Here is a 15,969-nt window from a genome sequence, read left to right on the forward strand (position 1 = left end):
GCCGTGTCGTGTTCCGTGCGGCGGTGGGGGGAAGGGGGTGCGGGGGGTGTGGGGGTGTGGGGGTGTGGGTCAGAAGGGCTTGGTGGGGAGGTACTTGCCGTCCAGGGTGATGACGGCGCGCTCGCCGCCCTCGGGGTCGGCGACCTTCTTCACGTCGAGCCTGAAGTTGATGGCGCTGATGATGCCGTCGCCGAACTGCTCGTGGACCAGGGCCTTCAGGGTGGTGCCGTAGACCTGGAGCATCTCGTAGAAGCGGTAGATGGTCGGGTCGGTGGGGATGCCGCCGGGGATCGAGCCGCGGGTCGGGATCGTCCGGAGCAGCATCACCGCGTCCTCGTCGAGGCCGAGCAGCTCGGCGACCGCCCGCGCGGAGTCCTCCGGCAGGGCGTGCTGGCCGAGGACCGCGGCGGTGACGAAGGCGACCGACAGTCCGGCGGCGTCGGCGATCTGCTCCCAGGTCAGGTCCTTGCGGGTCTTGGCCTCGACGGCGGCGACGGCGAGGGCCTGGCGGGCGGTGGGGTCGAACTGTGCGTGCGGCACGTGGATTCCTCTCGGGGGTGCCGGACCCGGTGCGGGGCCGGTGGCTCGGTGGGGGCGGTCAGGCCGCGGCCGTGGCGGTCCCGACCGGTGTGACGGCGCCCGTGGCGATGTCGAAGACCCAGCCGTGCAGGGTGATCGAGCGGGCGGCCAGGGCGCGGGCCACGGAGGGGTGGGTGTTCAGGTTCTGCAGTTGTGCGGCCACGTTGGCCCGCACCAGGGCGGCCACCTTGTCCGCACCGGGCGCGGCCGGTGCGGCGGCGGTGCGGGCCCGGGCGGCGTCCGCGTGGCGCAGCCAGTCGGCGACGACCGGGGCATCGCTGAGGTCGTGCCCCTCCGCCAGGGCGGTCATCGCGCCGCAGGAGGAGTGGCCGCAGATGACGATGTCGGTCACCCGGAGCACGGCGACGGCGTACTCGATGCTCGCCGCGATGCCGTCACGGCCGGACCCGTACGCGGGAACGAGGTTGCCCGCCGTGCGGATGACGAACAGCTCGCCCGGATCGCTCTGGGTGATCAGCTCCGGGACCACCCGGGCATCGGAGCAGCCGATGAACAGGGTCTTCGGCCGGTGTGTCGTGGCCAGGCGGGCGAAGAGGTCCGCCTTCGCGGGAAAGACGTCGCGGTGGAATCGCGTGACGCCGTCCGTGAGGTCCTGCATCGGTCACTCCTTCCGGTGGGTGCCGCCCCGAGGGGCTGACGAGAACCACCATGCATGACCTGTACCTATAGTGTCCAAGACTTGATATCCATGATCCTTATAGATCAGATCTATAATCTGTTCATGGGTCCTGAACTGCGTCATCTCCGCTATCTGATCGCGGTGGCCGAGCACGGCAACTTCACCCGCGCCGCCGAGGAGCTGCGCATCTCGCAGCCGACGCTGTCGCAGCAGATCAAGCAGCTGGAACGGGCCGTCGGCGTCCAGCTGCTCGACCGCAGCGGCCGCGGTGTCCGCCCCACCGACGCGGGCACGGCCTATGTCCACTACGCGCGGCGCGCCCTGCGGGAACTGGCGGCCGCCGACCGCGCCGTCCTCGATGTCGCGGACCTCTCCCGGGGGCATCTGAGGCTGGCCCTGACCCCCACCTTCACCGCGTATCTCGTCGGCCCCCTCGTCCGGGCGCTGCACACCCACCACCCGGGCATCACGCTCGACCTCCGGGAGATGACACAGGACCGCATGGAGGCGAGCCTGCTGGCCGACGAGCTAGACCTCGGCATCGCCTTCGCGGGAACCCACCTCCCCGGCATCGCCGCGACCGACCTGTTCACCGAGCCGCTGGGCCTGGTCGTCGGCGCGCACCGTGCCGGGACCCGGGGCGAGCGCCCGCTGCCGGTGCGGGAACTGGCCGATCAGCAACTCGCCCTGCTCAGCGCGGACTTCATCACCCGAAGCCATATCGACGAGTACTTCGTCCGGCACCGGATCGACCCCCCGATCGCCGTGGAGGCCAACACCATCCAGGCCCTCACCGAGATCGTCCGGCGCACCGCCCCGCTGGCCACCGTGCTGCCCCTGGCGGTCACCGACGACGACCCGCACCTCGGCACCATCCCCGTCGACCCCCCGCTGCCCACCCGGGTGGCGACCCTGCTGCGCCGGGGGAGCGGTTACGAGAGCGCCGCCGCGCACGCCTTCACCGCCCTCGTCCACGACCTCGTCCGCACCCGCGGCTACACCCCGCCCGACCCGCGGCGTACCGCTGAACGGTCTGCCGAGAGCGGGCGCCGGGTGATGAGAGAATCGAGCACATGACAGGGTCTGGGGACTTCGAGCCCGAGTCGGAACGGGTCACGCGCCAGCTGCGTGACGAGATCATCGACGGTGTGCGCGAGCCGGGCAGCAAACTCGTCGAACGCGAACTCGCCGCGGAGCTCGGGGTGAGCAGACTGCCCGTCCGCGAGGCCCTGAAGTCGCTGGTCACCGAAGGCCTGGTCACCCCCAGGCCCCGCACCTGGGCCGTTGTGCGGGAATTCACCGCGGCGGACGTGGAGGACCTCGACGAGGTGCGCGCGGCCCTGGAGTCCCTGACCTTCCGGCTGGCCGCCCAGCGGCGCACCCGCGCCGGGCTCGAGAAGCTCCGCTCCGATCTGGACGCCGAGCTGGCGGCGGCCGTCAAGGGCGACGCCGTGGGGGCCCGCCGGGCCGCCGCCGACTTCCACGAGACGGTCACGGCACTCGCCGACAACGAGCTCCTGAACGAACTCCAGGCCACCCTGCGCAGCAGGATGCGCTGGCTGCTGGGACAGCACGACGACCTGGAGGGCGTCGCGCGCGAGCACGAGGGCCTGTACACGGCGATCGCCGAGCGGGACGTCGCGGGCGTGGCGGAGCTGGCGAGCCGCCACCTGATCTCGGGCCGCGACGCGGCCGCCGCGCGGCGCGCGCACCCCTGAGGGAGCGGTCGACCGCCCGACGGCCGGGCGGTCTTCGGACCGGCGCGGTGGCACTCGCCGCCGTGGCCGGGCTGTCGGCCCCGTACCGCACCGGGCCTGGCGCACCGCCCGCGAGGACACCGCCCCGGCCGGCCGCGGACGGGGTGGAAACGCCCGGGAGCGCTCGCGTTAAGCTGCATCTGCCCCGCGGGGGAAGTCCGGTCGAATTCCGGCGCTGACCCGCAACGGTAGGCGGTGCCCGAACAGGGCCCCGCGAGCCCGATTACCCGCGGCGGTGAAGGCTCCTGTCAATTCGCCGTGGACTGCGATGGGTGCTGCACGGGGCGCACCGCGTCCGGGCCGCTCCGTTGATGACGTAGATGCACGGCCCGAGGCGAAAGCGAACCGCCCGTGGCCACCCCCCTCGACCGCCGACCCGCCACGCCCTCCCGCACGGCCCGTGCCGGAACCGGGCCCGCACCGCCCCGCCGCATGTCGCCGAAACTCCTCGTGCCCCTCCTCGGCGCGGCGCTGCTGGTCTCGCTGGTCTGCGGCGCGGGCATCGGGGCGTCCGGGCTCTCCTGGGGCGAAGTGCTGGGCCATCTGTGGGCCGGGCTGACCGGCGGCCGGATATCCGCCGACCAGGTGGCGGCGTACACCATCGTCTGGGAACTGCGTTTCCCGCGCGCCGCGCTGGCCGCCGTCGTCGGTGCCGGGCTCGCCGCCGTCGGCATCGCAGTGCAGGCCATGGTCCGCAACGCCCTCGCCGACCCGTTCGTCCTCGGCATCTCCTCGGGCGCGGCCGTCGGCGCCAACGCCGTACTCATCTTCGGTGCCTTCGGCGCCCTGGGCATCTGGGCGCTGTCCGCGGCCTCGTTCCTCGCCGCGCTCCTCGCCATGCTGCTCGTCTACGCGGTCGCCCGCACCGCCCGCGGCCTCACCCCGCTGCGGCTCGTCCTCACGGGCACCGCGATGTACTACGGCTTCTCGGCCGTCACCACCTTCATGGTGTTCGCCGCCGAACACGGCGAGGCCGCCCGCTCCGCGATGATGTGGATGCTCGGCAGCCTCGGCGGCGCCAGCTGGGCCTCGGTGCCGATCGCGGCCGGAGCCGTGCTCTGCGGCATCGCCCACCTCACCTGGTCCGCCCGCCGGCTGAACGCCCTGGCCATGGGCGACGAGACGGCCGCCGCCCTCGGTGTCGACGCCGGGCGGCTGCGCAAGGAGCTCTTCGTGGTCTGCGCGGCCGTCACCGGAGCGGTGGTCGCGGTCAGCGGGGCGATCGGCTTCGTCGGGCTGATGGTGCCGCACGCCGTACGGATGCTGGTCGGCGCCGACCACCGCCGCCTCCTCGCCGTCGCCCCGCTGGTCGGCGCCGTCCTGATGATCTGGGTGGACATCCTCTCCCGGGTGGTCCTCGCCCCCGCCGAACTGCCGGTCGGCGTACTGACCGCGGCCATCGGTGTGCCGTGCTTCGTACTCCTGATGCGCCGCCGCACCTACACCTTCGGAGGCGCCTGATGCGGATCGACATCGAAGACCTGACCGTCGAGGTCGCCGGTGCCCGCCTGGTGGCCGACGCCACGCTCGGCGCGGGCGAAGGACAGCTCGTCGGCCTGGTCGGGCCCAACGGCAGCGGCAAGTCCACCCTGCTGCGCTGCGTCTACCGGGCGCTGCGCCCCACCGCCGGGACCGTGCGGCTGGACGGGGAGGACCTGTACGCCATGAGCCCGCGCGAAAGCGCCCGCCGACTGGCCGCGCTCCCCCAGGAGGCCGTCTCCGAGTTCGACTTCACCGTGGCCGAGGTCGTGGCCATGGGCCGCACCCCGCACCAGTCGTCGATGGGCCGGGCCACCGGGGCGGACCGCGCGGCCTGCGCACGGGCCCTGGTCGGCGTCGGCGCCGACCACCTCGCCGACCGCGGCTTCCTCACCCTGTCCGGCGGCGAGAAGCAACGGGTGCTGATCGCCCGCGCGCTGGCCCAGCAGCCCCGGCTCCTGGTCCTCGACGAACCGACCAACCATCTCGACATCGCCCAGCAGCTGGACGTGCTGGCGCTGGTGCGCGACAGCGGGCCCACCGTCCTCACCGCCCTGCACGACCTCAACCTCGCGGCACTCCACTGCGACCTGCTCCACGTCATCGCCGGCGGCCGGATCGTCGCGTCCGGCGCCCCGCACGACGTGCTCACCCCCGAGCTGCTCGCCGAGGTCTTCGGCGTGCGCGCCCACCGCGTCCCGCATCCGGAGACCGGTGCCGTACAGCTGCTCTTCGACCGCCTCGGCCCCGCCCGAACCGAATCCTGAGGACGCGCCACCACCATGCCCCGCCCCGTACGCCCCGCCGCGTTCGCCCTCGCCGCCGCCCTGGTCCTCACCGGGTGCGGCGCCCAGCTCCCCACGTCCCCGGAGGCGGGGAGCACGGCGCCGGACCACTATCCGGTGACCGTCGAGAACTGCGGCGAGAAGAAGACCTACGACAAGGCCCCGCAGCGCGTCGTCACCAACGACGTCGGCATCACCGAGATCATGTTCGCGCTCGGACTGGAGGATCACATGGCCGGCTACGTGATGCCCGACGACAAGGGCGACCTCACCTCCGTGCCCTGGAAGGACGGGTACAAGAAGGCCGACTGGCTCTCGAAGAAGACCATCAACAAGGAACTCGTCCTCGACGCCCGCGCCGACCTCGTCTTCGCGGGATGGAACTACGGATTCAGCGAGGAAGGCGGATTCACCCCCGCCGAACTGAGCCGGGTCGGCATCGACTCGTACCTGCTCAGCGAGTCCTGCCGCAACGGCCGGGGCAACGCGCGCGGGGTGATGGCCCCCCTCGACGCGCTCTACACCGACCTGCGGAACCTGGGCAGGATCTTCGACGTGGAGGACCGCGCCGAAGCCCTCGTCACCGGCTTCCGCGACCGGGTCGCCAAGGCGCGGGACAAGGCCCCCAAGGGCACCGACCGCCCCCGGGTCTTCCTCTACGACGACGGGCGGGACAAGCCGCTGACCTCCGGCGCCTTCGCCGGACCGCACGACATCATCACCAAGGCCGGCGGCGACCACGTCATGAAGGACCTCGAGGACACCTGGGTGACGGTCGGCTGGGAGACCGTCGTCGCCCGCGACCCCGAGGTCATCGTGATCAACGACTACGGCGACCGGAGCGCGGAGCAGAAGGAGAAGTTCCTGAAGTCCTACCCGCCGCTGGCGAACGTCTCCGCGGTCAAGAACGACCGCATCTTCGCCCTCGACTACGTGGACCTGGTGGAGAGCCCCCGCAACCCGGCCGCCGTCGACTCCCTCGCCACCTACCTGAAGGGCGTGTCCCATGGCTGACCGACCGGCCCCGGTGACCGTCGTCGGGATCGGCGCCGACGGCTGGGCGGGACTGACCGACGCCGCCCGCGCCGAACTCACCGGCGCCCAGGTCCTCATCGGCGCCGAGCGCCAGCTGGACCTGCTCCCGCCGTCCTGCCACGGCCGGCGCGTCACCTGGCCCTCGCCGCTGCGGCCCGCCGTCCCCGGACTGCTCGCCGCGCACACCGGGAGCAGCGTCGCCGTCCTGGCCAGCGGCGACCCCATGTTCTACGGGATCGGCCGGGCCCTGACCGAGGTGCTCGGCGCCGACCGGCTGCGCGTCCTGCCCCACCCCTCGTCCGTCTCCTACGCCTGCGCCCGGATCGGCTGGCCGGCCGAGGACACCGAGACCGTCACCCTGGTCGGCCGCCCCACCGCCCGGCTGGCCGCCGCGCTGCACGACGGCCGCCGCGTCCTGGTCCTCAGCGCCGACGCCGGCACCCCCGCCGAAGTCGCCGCACTCCTGCGCGAACAGGGCTTCGGCCCCAGCCGGATCCGGGTGCTGGAACAGCTCGGCGGGCCCGGCGAGGACTGCCTGGAGGGCACCGCCGACCACTGGCCCCACCCTCCGCGCGACCCGCTGAACATCGTCGCCGTCGACTGCCGCCGCGCCCCCGGGGCCCTGCGCCTGGGCGCCGTGCCGGGGCTGCCCGACGACGCGTACGCACACGACGGCCAGCTCACCAAGCGGCACGTGCGGGCCGCGACGCTCGGCGTGCTCGCCCCCGCCCCCGGCGAACTCCTCTGGGACATCGGCGGCGGCTCCGGGTCGATCGCGATCGAATGGATGCGGACCCACCCGTCCTGCCGCGCGATCACCGTGGAACGCGACCCGGAACGGGCCGCGCGCATCACCCGCAACGCCGCCCGCCTCGGCGTGCCGGCCCTCCGCGTGGTCACCGGCGCCGCACCCGGCGCGCTGAACGAACTGCCCGTACCCGACGCCGTGTTCATCGGCGGCGGGCTCACCGCGCCCGGCCTGCTCGACACCTGCTGGGACGCGCTGCCGCCCGGCGGACGCCTCGTCGCCAACACCGTCACGCTGGAGTCCGAGGCCCTGCTCGCCGAGGCACACCGCCGCCACGGCGGCGAACTCGCCCGGCTCGCCGTCGCCCACGCCGTGCCGGTCGGCGGCTTCACCGGCTGGCGCCAGGCCATGCCGGTCACCCAGTGGTCCGTACACAAACCCCCGACCGGCCCCGCACCCCACTCAGGAGACACCCACAGATGACCGTCTACTTCATCGGCGCGGGCCCCGGAGCCGCCGACCTGATCACCGTGCGCGGCGCCCGTACCCTCGCCGCCTGCACGGTCTGCCTGTACGCGGGCAGCCTGGTGCCCCGCGAACTGCTCGCCGAATGCCCGCCGGGCGCCCGCCTGGTCGACACCGCGCAGCTCGACATCGACCGGATCACCGGCGAACTGCTCGCCGCCCACGAGGCCGGTCACGACGTGGCCCGGCTGCACTCGGGCGACCCCGCGGTCTTCAGCGCGGTCAACGAACAGATGCGCAGGCTCGACGAGGCCGGGGTGCCCTACGAAGTGGTGCCCGGCGTACCCGCGTTCGCCGCCGCCGCCGCGGCGCTCAAACGGGAGCTGACCGTACCGACCGTCGGCCAGACCGTCATCCTCACCCGGATCGCCCACCGGGCGACCGCCATGCCGCCGGGCGAGGACCTGGACACCCTGGGCCGCAGCGGCGCCCTGATCGTGCTGCACCTCGCCGCCCGCTACGTGGACCGCGTCGTCGGGGAACTCCTGCCGCACTACGGCGCCGACTGCCCGGCCGCCGTCGTGGCCCTGGCCTCCCGCCCGGACGAGATCATCCTGCGCGGCACCCTCGACGACATCGCCGGCCAGGTGAAGGCCGCGGGCGTGATCCGCACCGCCGTCATCATGGTCGGCCGCACCCTGGGCGCCGAGCAGTTCCACGACAGCCACCTCTACTCGCCCGCCCGAGACCGCCACAGCTGCTGACCGCACCCCGCCCGGAGCGCACCGGCTTGACCTTGACACCGTGACAAGCGGTTCACTTCGCTGCGAGGAGGTGGCATCGATGACCCGTTCCACCGAGGAAACGCACACGCGGCGAGCGCTCCGGGCGCTGGAGCACACCGACCCGTCGGTCCGGCTCCGGGCGGCGATGACGGCCGGCTCCGCCCCGGCCCCGGACTTTGTCGGCACCCTCGTCGAGCGGTGCGCGGCCGAACCCGACTTCTCCGTACGCGAGATGCTGACCTGGGCGCTCACCCGGCACGACCCGTCGGTGACGGTCCCGCTGCTGGTCGGCGAGGTCCGCTCGGAGCGGACGCGGGCACGCGGCCAGGCCCTGCACACCCTGTCCAAGATCGGGGACCGGCGGGCCTGGCCGGTGATCACACCGCAGCTGCTGGCCGACCCCGACGACGAGGTGGCACGCAGCGCCTGGCGGGCGGCCGTCGTGCTGGTGCCCGGGGGCGCGGAGCACGGGCTGGCCGTAGGGCTGGCGGCACAGCTCGGGCGCGGCGGGCACGAGACGCAACTGAGCCTCAGCCGGGCGCTGATCGCGCTCGGGGAGGTGACGCCGCCGCTCCTGGACGCCGCCGCGAACGGCCCCGACCCCCGGGTACGGGCCCACGCGATCGCCACCCAGCGGCTGCGGCGCGACCCGGGCGCCGGATTCGAGTCCGCGATCGAGGCGGCCAAGCGCATCGTGGCCCTCGGCGGGGACCCGGCGGGAGGAGCGGCGGAGCGGTGCTGATCGGTGATGTCGCACGGCGGTCCGGGGTCAGCACCCGCATGCTCCGGCACTACGAGTCGCTCGGTCTGGTCCGGCCGGACGGCCGCAACGAATCCGGCTACCGGGAGTACTCCGACGAGAACATCCGGCGGATCTTCCACATCGAGAGCCTGCGCTCGCTGGGACTGTCGCTGCGCGAGGTCGCGCGGGCCCTCGACGACCCGGGATTCGCCCCCGCGGCACTCGTCGACGACCTCGTCCGCCGCACCCAAGAACGCATCGCCGCCGAGACGGAGCTGCTGACCCGGCTCCGGCGGATCGACGCCGCGGAGCCCGCCGGCTGGACCGACGTCCTGCGGACCGTGGCGCTCCTGCACGAACTGGGGTCCGCGAGTCCGGGCGCCCGGCAGCGCGCCGCCCTGGCCGCCGCCGAGGACCGCCCCGTACCGGCGGAAGCGCTGGTCGAGGCGGTGCTCGGCGAGCCGGACCCGCACGTCGCCGGAGCCCTGCGCTGGGCCCTGGCCCGCTCCGGCCAGGACGCCCCGGCGCTGCTGGCCGAAGCCCTGCACGCCGGCTCCGCCCTCGTACGCGAACGCGCCGTACGGGCCCTCGCCGAACTGCCGCACGCCGCGGCGTCCGCACCGCTGCGCCGGGCCCTCACCGACCCGGCCCCCGAGGTCCGGGGCCCCGCGGCCCTGGCGCTCGCCGCCAGGGGTGTCACCGCCGCGGTCCCCGAACTCCTCGACATGGTCGTCGAGGGCCGGGGCGACACCGACGCGGCCGACGCGCTCGGCGCCCTCGCGCACGACCCCGTCACGGCCGGCCGGATCGCCACCGGACTCGTCGACCGCCTCGACCGCGCCGCCATACCGCCCGTACGGCTGCGGCTCGCCCAGGCACTCGCCGACATCCCGGGAGCCGAGGCCGCCGAAGCCCTCGCCGCCCTGGCGCACGACGCGGACCGGGCCGTCGCGCTCACCGCCGCGCACGTACTGCGGCTGCGCGAAGAGGCCTGACGGCGCCGCTCAGCCGCCGCCCCGGACCGGCCCGCGCACCGCGCTGCGCCCCACGACCGTGCCCGCCCGGTCGATGCACACGACGTCCACGGCGACCGGCGCGCCCCGCAGCACCGACAGCGCCTCGTCCCGTGCCGCCACCGCCACCAGATCCCCGAGCGGAACCCCCCGAGCGAGACACAGCTGGAGCGCCGCGAGCCCCGTGTTCGCCACAGCGACCTCGGCCGCCAGCGCCTCGTCCGCCCCGCCCCGCCGGGCCAGCCGGGCCAGGAACGGCTTGTCGACCTGGGACCGGGCGGAGTGCAGGTCCAGGTGCCCGGCGGCGAGCTTCGACAGCTTCGCGAACCCCCCGCAGACCGTCAGCCGGTCCACCGGGTGACGGCGTACGTACTTCAGCACCGCGCCCGCGAAGTCCCCCATGTCCAGCAGCGCGATCTCCGGCAGCCCGTACTCGGACACCACGGTCCGCTCCGACGTGGAGCCCGTGCAACCGGCCACATGGGTGTGTCCCGCGGCCAGCGCCACGTCCACCCCCCGGCGGATCGAGTCGATCCACGCCGAGCACGAGTACGGCACCACGACCCCCGTCGTGCCGAGGATCGACAGACCGCCCAGAATGCCCAGGCGCGGATTCCAGGTGGAGCGGGCGATCTCCTCGCCGTCGTCCACCGACACCGTGACCTCGACGTCCCCCGAACCCCCGTGCTCCGCGGCGACCCGCGCGACATGCTCCCGGATCAGCCGGCGGGGCACGGGATTGATCGCGGGCTCACCGACCTCGAGCGGCAGCCCGGGCAGGGTGACCGTGCCCACCCCCGGCCCGGCCCGGAACACCACCCCCGAACCCGGCGGCAGCCGCCGCGCCGTGACCCGGACCAGCGCACCGTGTGTCACATCGGGGTCGTCGCCCGCGTCCTTGACCACCCCGGCCGTCGCCCGCCCGTCGGCCAGCTCCTCCACCGCGAGCGCGAAGGCGGGCGTCTGCCCCTTGGGTAGGGTGATCGTCACCGGGTCGGGAAAGTCGCCCGTCAGCAGGGCCGTGTACGCGGCGGTGGCCGCCGCGGTCGCACAGGCGCCGGTGGTCCAGCCCGGCCGCAGGCCGGTGTGCTTCAGCTGGGCGCTGCGCCCGCCCTCGATCTCACCCATGGATGGTTCCGATGCATGTACTGGTACTCGGCGGTACGACGGAGGCCCGCCGGCTCGCCGAGTCACTGGTGGAAGAACTCCCTGCCGGTGCCCGGCTGACGAGCTCGCTCGCCGGACGTGTGACGGGCCCGAGACTGCTGCCCGGTGAGGTCAGGATCGGCGGCTTCGGAGGAACCGACGGGCTGACCGCGTGGCTGCGGACGCACCGGGTGGACGCGCTCATCGACGCCACCCATCCTTTCGCCGGGACGATCAGTTTTCACGCGGCTGCCGCCGCCGCTGCCGCCCATGTTCCCCTGCTCGCGCTGCGCCGCCCCGGCTGGGTGCCCGGTGACGGCGACACCTGGCACCCGGCCGGCTCGCTGGCCGAGGCGGCGGCGGCCCTGCCCGCGCTGGGGCGGCGGGTCTTCCTCACCACCGGACGGACGGGGCTGGCCGCCTTCGCCGGGCTGGACGAGCTGTGGTTCCTGATGCGCTCGGTGGACGCGCCCGAGGCACCGCACCCGGCCCGGATGGAGGTGCTGCTGGACCGGGGACCGTTCACCCTGGACGGGGAGCGCGAGCTGATCCGCCGCCACCGCGTCGACGTCCTCGTCACCAAGGACAGCGGAGGCGCCGCCACCGCCCCCAAACTCACCGCCGCCCGCGAGGCGCGCATCCCCGTGGTGGTGGTGCGGCGGCCCCCCGTCCCCGAGGGCGTCCCGGTCGTCGACGCCCCGGAACCGGCCGTCGCCTGGCTGCGCGAGCGGATCCTCCGGGGAGCGTCGGGCACATGAGTGCGGGCGGATCGACGGTGTCCGGTGCGGCAACGCCGCGAGCGTGCGTGCCGGTGCCGGACACCGGGACGCCGCGGACCTCCGCCGGACACCTCTGAGGGCCGTCCCGCGATCCCCGGCGGGCGCACGACGACAGCCGCGGCACCTCGCCGCGTTGCCGGAACGTCCGGATGCGCCCGGTATCCGGACCTCCCGATGCCTTGCGACGCACCGCATCCGACCCCGTGCGCCGAGCCGCCAGGGATTACGGGACATCCCTAGCCTTCCGGGTAACGGCGGGGCGTCCACACGACCTGGTGCCCGCCCTCCCGCCGTACCCAGCGGGTCTGCGAGGACCCGACGAGCAGGATCGTGCGCATGTCGACATCGGCCGGGTCGAGATCGGCGAGCCGCACCGTCCGTACGCTCTCCGCCGGGCCGCCCACGTCCCGGCCCAGGACCACCGGGGTGTCCGGCGAGCGGTGCTCCAGCAGGAGTTCGCGGGCCTTGCCGACCTGCCAGGTCCGGCTCCGCGAGCCGGGGTTGTACAGCGCGAGCACCAGATCCGCCGTCGCCGCCGCCCGCAGCCGCTCCGCGATGACCTCCCACGGCTTGAGCCGGTCGGAGAGCGATATCGCCGCGTAGTCGTGGCCGAGCGGCGCGCCCGCACGGGCCGCGGCCGCGTTGGCCGCCGTCACTCCCGGCAGCACCCGCACCGGCACTCCCGCGTACGCCTCCTGCGAGGCCACCTCCAGGACGGCCGTCGCCATGGCGAAGACCCCCGGGTCGCCGCCGGAGACCACGGCCACCCGCCGTCCGCGCCGGGCCAGGTCCAGGGCGAACTCGGCGCGCTCCGACTCGACCTTGTTGTCCGAGCCGTGCCGCACCTGACCCGGCCGGACCGGCACCCGGTCCAGGTAGGTGGTGTAGCCGACCAGGTCGTCCGCGGCGGCCAGCGCCCCGCGCGTCTCCGGCGTCAGCCACAGCGGACCGGCCGGGCCGGTGCCCACCACCGTCACCCCGCCGCCCTCCGGCGCGCGCTCCGGGCGCGGCGCGCCGACCCGGCTGGGCAGCACCGCGACCGCGAAGTACGGCACCGAGCCGGGCTCGACGTCCGCCAGCTCGCCCACCCGCTCCCCGGCCATCGTGGCGCGCTCGACGTACCGTGCCTCCGGCAGCCGCCCGGACGCCTCGAAGGCGCCGCGCACGGCCGGGAACGTACGGCCCAGCTTCATCACCACGGCGGCGTCGGTGGCCGCGAGACGGGCCGTCAGCTCCTCCTCCGGCAGCGTGCCCGGCAGGATCGTCAGCACCTCCTCGCCCTCGACGAGCGGGGTGCCCAGCCGTGCGGCGGCCGCGCTGACCGAGGTGACCCCCGGGATCACCTCGGTCGGATAGCGGTCCGCGAGCCTCTTGTGCATGTGCATGTACGAGCCGTAGAAGAGCGGGTCGCCCTCGGCCAGCACCGCGACCGTGCGACCGGCGTCCAGATGCACCGCCAGCCGGGCAGCCGCCTCGGCGTAGAACTCCTCCATCGCCCCCCGGTAGCCGCCCGGGTGGTCCGTGGTCTCCGTCGTGACGGGGTAGACCAGCTGTTCCTCGATGTGGTCGGCGCGGATGTGCTTCGCCGCGATGGACCGGGCGATGGAACGCCCGTGCCGGGCGCTGTGGTAGGCGACGACATCGGCCTCGGCGATGATCTCCACCGCGCGCACCGTCATCAGGGCCGGATCGCCGGGCCCCAGCCCGACCCCGTACAGGCGGCCCGTCCTCTGCTCGCTCACGTCTACTCCTCCTCGCTGGCGATCGCGTTGAGGGCGGCGGCCGCGATGGCGCTGCCACCGCGGCGGCCCCGGACGATCAGGTGTTCCAGCCCGGACGGATGCGCGGCCAGCGCGTCCTTCGACTCGGCGGCCCCCACGAAACCGACCGGCACACCGATGACGGCGGCCGGCCGCGGCGCGCCCGCCTCGATCATCTCCAGCAGCCGGAACAGGGCGGTCGGCGCGTTCCCGACGGCGACCACCGCACCCTCCAGCCGGTCGCGCCACAGCTCCAGCGCGGCGGCGCTGCGGGTGGTGCCCAGCTCCTTCGCGAGCCCGGGAACCGCCGGGTCGGACAGGGTGCACACCACCTCGTTGTCCGCGGGCAGCCGCTTGCGGGTGACCCCGCTGGCGACCATCGCCACATCGCACAGAATGGGCGCACCGGCCCGCAGCGCGGCGCGGGCGCGGGCCACCACGCCGGGGGAGAAGACGAGGTCCTCGACGAGATCGACCATCCCGCAGGCGTGGATCATCCGGACCGCGACCTGGCTCACATCGGCGGGCAGACCGGCCAGATCGGCCTCCGCGCGGATCGTGGCGAACGACTGGCGGTAGATCGCCGGTCCGTCCTTCTCGTACTGGTGCACAGTGCTTTCGCTCTCTTCCTGGGACATGCAACGGTTCGGGTACGGGGGAGTGGGGCGGGGCGGGATCAGCCGTGGTCGCGGCGGGCCGCGGCCACCGCGGCGGCGAGCCCGTCCGGCCCGTCGGCGGCCGGCACGGGCTCGGCCCGCTCCCCGTCCCGGACGACGTGGACGAGGTGACCGCCGGGAGTGGCCACGACGTCGACCCAGGTGCCGCGGGGGTGGCCGCACCGGCGTTCGCATCCGGACCAGTACACCGGCAGCGGTCCCGCGGCCCCCACCGCGGCCGCCGCGTCGGCCCGTACGTCGGCCAGCGACCTGGCGCAGCCGGGCCGGCCGATACAGGCACCCACCCCGGTCCAGGGGGAGTCGGGCGAGACGACGAGACCGGCCGCCCCCAGCGCGTCCAGCGCCTTCGCCGCCCGGCCCGGTTCCACCCCCGGAACGACGACGCCGCGCCACGGGGTCAGCCGCAGCTCGCCGCGGCCCTCGTGCCGGGCGGTGTCCACCAGCGCCCGCCACTGCGCGGACGTGGCGCGCCCCAGCGGCAGCCCGGCCGACAGCGTGGCCGACCCGGACGAGGGGCCGGTCACGATCCCGCTGCCGGGCCCGTCACAACGCCCCGGCCGGCTCCGGTGCTCGGCCGCCGCGACGTCAACTCCCGCTTCCCGCAAGCGTTCCGCGACCAGATCGAGGAGGCCGTCACCACCGGAGGGCAGGTCGGACACCCGCCAGGCCCCGGTGTCCGAGGCCCGCTCCAGGAAGGCGGCGGCCGCCACCAGCGCGGCGCGTGGTGCCAACGCCCCGGGGACGCGCAGCACGGTCTCGGCCGCACCGACCCGCAGCAGCGCCGACGTGTCGTCCCGGGCGAGCAACGACACATCGCCGCCCAGCGCGTCCACATCGCCGCGGCCGTCGTCGAGCACGAACAGGAACCTGCCGGACAGGCCGGCCGCCCCGTCGTCGGCGCACAACAGCGCGTCGAGTCCGGACAACCAGGTCCCAACGTCCCGTGCGCCGTGGCCGTCGAGGCCACTGAGCGGCGACGCGACGATGTTGCGTACCCGCTCGTGGCGTGCGGAGGGCAGCAACCCCGCCGCGCCCAGCCGTTCGGCCAGCTCGCCGCCGCACTCCGGACCGAGCCCGCGCAGCTGGACGTTGCCGCGCGAAGTGAGATGCACCTCACCATCGCCGAGGCCGTTCGCCGCGGCCCCCAGGGCATCGGCCTGGGCCGCCGTCAGCAGACCGCCGGGCACCCGGATCCGGGCCAGCGCACCGTCGTCCGCCCGGTGCAGCCGCAGCGCGCCGGGGCAGGCGTCACCACGGCCCCGGTGCGACGGGGCGCCCGACGGCGCGGGTGAAGAAGTGGCAGGTGGGGGCATGGCGGCGAGCATACCGACGATCCGGACGGATCCGAACGGATGCGCCTGCCCCTTCCGGCCGACCGGCCCTTACTATGCCTAGTGACGTGCCATCCGGCACGTCGTCGCCACAGACGGCGACAAGGGGAGGAAGTCCGGTGCGATTCCGGCACGGTCCCGCCACTGTGAGCCCGGCCACGGCCGGGTGAGTCAGGAACTCCCCTCACCGGACCCCCGGCCCGTTCGGGCAGGGGTGCTCCATCCGACACCGCCCGGGGCGTGGACAC

General features: G+C 74.4%; 16 protein-coding genes and 2 riboswitches. Of the genes, 10 read left to right on the plus strand and 6 right to left on the minus strand.

Annotation, left to right across the window (positions count from 1 at the left end):
- Positions 1-69 precede the first annotated feature (69 nt).
- Together cynS and ACFCV8_RS08455 are read right to left on the minus strand one after the other, a co-directional pair.
- On the minus strand, positions 70-540 hold the full coding sequence (gene cynS / locus ACFCV8_RS08450; protein WP_376684514.1) for a cyanase: 471 nt from the start codon (positions 538-540) through the stop codon (positions 70-72).
- Between the two features lie 58 nt (positions 541-598).
- On the minus strand, positions 599-1,198 hold the full coding sequence (locus ACFCV8_RS08455) for a carbonic anhydrase (RefSeq protein ID WP_376684515.1): 600 nt from the start codon (positions 1,196-1,198) through the stop codon (positions 599-601).
- 123 nt (positions 1,199-1,321) lie between these two features.
- Here ACFCV8_RS08455 and cynR point away from each other — a divergent pair, with 123 nt between their 5' ends.
- The 9 genes from cynR (at position 1,322) to ACFCV8_RS08500 (ending at position 10,010) form a co-directional block, all read left to right on the plus strand.
- Complete coding sequence (gene cynR / locus ACFCV8_RS08460; RefSeq protein WP_376684516.1) at positions 1,322-2,296, plus strand: transcriptional regulator CynR; 975 nt, start codon at positions 1,322-1,324, stop codon at positions 2,294-2,296.
- Positions 2,293-2,937 carry a GntR family transcriptional regulator gene (locus ACFCV8_RS08465; protein WP_376684517.1) on the plus strand — a complete coding sequence of 215 codons (645 nt, stop codon included), beginning with the start codon at positions 2,293-2,295 and terminating at the stop codon, positions 2,935-2,937. The genes cynR and ACFCV8_RS08465 overlap by 4 nt, the downstream gene beginning before the upstream one ends.
- Before the next feature lie 167 nt (positions 2,938-3,104).
- A riboswitch (cobalamin riboswitch) is annotated at positions 3,105-3,226 on the plus strand.
- Positions 3,227-3,327: 101 nt separating this feature from the next.
- Positions 3,328-4,437, plus strand: coding sequence for a FecCD family ABC transporter permease (locus ACFCV8_RS08470; protein ID WP_376684518.1), 1,110 nt, complete (start codon positions 3,328-3,330; stop codon positions 4,435-4,437).
- On the plus strand, positions 4,437-5,222 hold the full coding sequence (locus ACFCV8_RS08475) for an ABC transporter ATP-binding protein (RefSeq protein WP_376684519.1): 786 nt from the start codon (positions 4,437-4,439) through the stop codon (positions 5,220-5,222). The genes ACFCV8_RS08470 and ACFCV8_RS08475 overlap by 1 nt, the downstream gene beginning before the upstream one ends.
- A 15-nt stretch (positions 5,223-5,237) precedes the next feature.
- On the plus strand, positions 5,238-6,254 hold the full coding sequence (locus tag ACFCV8_RS08480) for an ABC transporter substrate-binding protein (protein ID WP_376684520.1): 1,017 nt from the start codon (positions 5,238-5,240) through the stop codon (positions 6,252-6,254).
- Positions 6,247-7,506: a precorrin-6y C5,15-methyltransferase (decarboxylating) subunit CbiE gene (gene cbiE / locus ACFCV8_RS08485; protein ID WP_376684521.1), complete on the plus strand. Its 1,260-nt coding sequence runs from the start codon at positions 6,247-6,249 to the stop codon at positions 7,504-7,506. Before ACFCV8_RS08480 ends, cbiE begins: the two co-directional genes overlap by 8 nt.
- Positions 7,503-8,252 (plus strand): precorrin-4 C(11)-methyltransferase, encoded by a 750-nt coding sequence (cobM, locus tag ACFCV8_RS08490; protein WP_376684522.1) that lies wholly within the window; start codon positions 7,503-7,505, stop codon positions 8,250-8,252. Before cbiE ends, cobM begins: the two co-directional genes overlap by 4 nt.
- 79 nt (positions 8,253-8,331) lie before the next feature.
- Positions 8,332-9,015: a HEAT repeat domain-containing protein gene (locus ACFCV8_RS08495; RefSeq protein ID WP_376684523.1), complete on the plus strand. Its 684-nt coding sequence runs from the start codon at positions 8,332-8,334 to the stop codon at positions 9,013-9,015.
- Entirely contained in the window at positions 9,009-10,010 is a 1,002-nt protein-coding gene (locus ACFCV8_RS08500; protein WP_376684524.1) for a HEAT repeat domain-containing protein, read from the plus strand. The genes ACFCV8_RS08495 and ACFCV8_RS08500 overlap by 7 nt, the downstream gene beginning before the upstream one ends.
- Positions 10,011-10,019: 9 nt before the next feature.
- Here the strand turns inward: ACFCV8_RS08500 and ACFCV8_RS08505 are convergent, their stop codons facing one another.
- Positions 10,020-11,156 carry a cobalt-precorrin-5B (C(1))-methyltransferase gene (locus ACFCV8_RS08505; RefSeq protein WP_376684525.1) on the minus strand — a complete coding sequence of 379 codons (1,137 nt, stop codon included), beginning with the start codon at positions 11,154-11,156 and terminating at the stop codon, positions 10,020-10,022.
- Between the two features lie 11 nt (positions 11,157-11,167).
- On the opposite strand from ACFCV8_RS08505, the gene ACFCV8_RS08510 reads away from it, so the two are divergent.
- Positions 11,168-11,932 carry a cobalt-precorrin-6A reductase gene (locus ACFCV8_RS08510; RefSeq protein ID WP_376684526.1) on the plus strand — a complete coding sequence of 255 codons (765 nt, stop codon included), beginning with the start codon at positions 11,168-11,170 and terminating at the stop codon, positions 11,930-11,932.
- A 257-nt stretch (positions 11,933-12,189) separates the two neighbouring features.
- Here ACFCV8_RS08510 and ACFCV8_RS08515 read toward each other — a convergent pair whose 3' ends face one another.
- From ACFCV8_RS08515 to cobG, 3 genes are all read right to left on the minus strand, one after another.
- Positions 12,190-13,695: a precorrin-2 C(20)-methyltransferase gene (locus ACFCV8_RS08515; RefSeq protein ID WP_376684527.1), complete on the minus strand. Its 1,506-nt coding sequence runs from the start codon at positions 13,693-13,695 to the stop codon at positions 12,190-12,192.
- 2 nt (positions 13,696-13,697) lie between these two features.
- Positions 13,698-14,324 (minus strand): precorrin-8X methylmutase, encoded by a 627-nt coding sequence (locus tag ACFCV8_RS08520; protein WP_376684566.1) that lies wholly within the window; start codon positions 14,322-14,324, stop codon positions 13,698-13,700.
- Between the two features lie 65 nt (positions 14,325-14,389).
- On the minus strand, positions 14,390-15,715 hold the full coding sequence (gene cobG, locus ACFCV8_RS08525) for a precorrin-3B synthase (RefSeq protein WP_376684528.1): 1,326 nt from the start codon (positions 15,713-15,715) through the stop codon (positions 14,390-14,392).
- A 114-nt stretch (positions 15,716-15,829) separates the two neighbouring features.
- Positions 15,830-15,902, plus strand: a riboswitch (cobalamin riboswitch).
- The last annotated feature ends 67 nt before the right edge of the window (positions 15,903-15,969 follow it).

Origin of the sequence: Streptomyces sp. NPDC056347 (assembly GCF_042262625.1) — a bacterium.
Taxonomy (GTDB): Bacteria; Actinomycetota; Actinomycetes; order Streptomycetales; family Streptomycetaceae; genus Streptomyces.

Bases quoted from the DNA above. Each gene is read 5' to 3' on its own strand.
- ACFCV8_RS08495 (WP_376684523.1), top strand. From the start codon at position 8,332: ATGACCCGTTCCACCGAGGAAACGCACACGCGGCGAGCGCTCCGGGCG.
- ACFCV8_RS08505 (WP_376684525.1), bottom strand. From the start codon at position 11,156: ATGGGTGAGATCGAGGGCGGGCGCAGCGCCCAGCTGAAGCACACCGGC.
- cbiE (WP_376684521.1), top strand. From the start codon at position 6,247: ATGGCTGACCGACCGGCCCCGGTGACCGTCGTCGGGATCGGCGCCGAC.
- ACFCV8_RS08465 (WP_376684517.1), top strand. From the start codon at position 2,293: ATGACAGGGTCTGGGGACTTCGAGCCCGAGTCGGAACGGGTCACGCGC.
- cobG (WP_376684528.1), bottom strand. From the start codon at position 15,715: ATGCTCGCCGCCATGCCCCCACCTGCCACTTCTTCACCCGCGCCGTCG.
- ACFCV8_RS08455 (WP_376684515.1), bottom strand. From the start codon at position 1,198: ATGCAGGACCTCACGGACGGCGTCACGCGATTCCACCGCGACGTCTTT.
- ACFCV8_RS08480 (WP_376684520.1), top strand. From the start codon at position 5,238: ATGCCCCGCCCCGTACGCCCCGCCGCGTTCGCCCTCGCCGCCGCCCTG.
- ACFCV8_RS08510 (WP_376684526.1), top strand. From the start codon at position 11,168: ATGCATGTACTGGTACTCGGCGGTACGACGGAGGCCCGCCGGCTCGCC.
- ACFCV8_RS08475 (WP_376684519.1), top strand. From the start codon at position 4,437: ATGCGGATCGACATCGAAGACCTGACCGTCGAGGTCGCCGGTGCCCGC.
- cobM (WP_376684522.1), top strand. From the start codon at position 7,503: ATGACCGTCTACTTCATCGGCGCGGGCCCCGGAGCCGCCGACCTGATC.
- cynR (WP_376684516.1), top strand. From the start codon at position 1,322: ATGGGTCCTGAACTGCGTCATCTCCGCTATCTGATCGCGGTGGCCGAG.